Consider the following 604-nt stretch of genomic DNA (forward strand, 5'->3'; position numbering starts at 1 on the left):
AACGCCACCTGGCGGATCCGCACCCGACCGCCGAACACGTGCGCACCCGGCTCCGCCCCGGGCGGCTGATCGGCGACGTGCTGCTCTGGATCGCCGCGGTGGCCGGTACGGTGTGCATCCTGCTCGTCGTGCTCGCATTCACCGCACAGATCACGCTCATCATGTTCCGCACCGGTTCGATGTCGCCGACCATCCCGGCAGGATCCGTGGCCGTGGTGCAGCGCATCCCCGCGGCCGAGATCGGGGTCGGGGACGTGGTGACGGTCGATCGTCCTGGCGAGCTGCCGGTGACGCATCGCATCACCACGATCACGCCGGGACCGAGCGCTCAGGAGCGGGTGATCACGATGCGCGGCGACGCGAATGCCGCAGATGATCCGTTCCCCTACACGGTGTCGTCGGTGCGGAAGGTGCTGTTTTCCGTTCCCGGGATCGCGCTGATCGTCGCCGGGATGGGCGACCCGATCGTGTTGGGAGCGCTGACGGTCGCCGCGACCTCCCTGGTGGTGTGGGCGTTCTGGCCGCGTGGGCAGCGTCGGTCCGCTCACGATCCTGACGGGAGCGGACCATGAGGCGCGCGGTCGCCGTCGTGCTGCTCGCGGTC

At 69.7% G+C, this 604-nt stretch carries 1 protein-coding gene; it reads left to right on the forward strand.

The features are described from left to right. Window positions 1-8 precede the first annotated feature (8 nt). A complete protein-coding gene (locus KZA10_RS17090) occupies window positions 9-572 on the forward strand; it encodes a signal peptidase I (protein WP_218683496.1) in 564 nt (187 codons plus the stop codon). Window positions 573-604 lie beyond the last annotated feature (32 nt).

Source organism: Microbacterium sp. BF1, assembly GCF_019279095.1.
Lineage (GTDB): Bacteria > Actinomycetota > Actinomycetes > Actinomycetales > Microbacteriaceae > Microbacterium > Microbacterium maritypicum.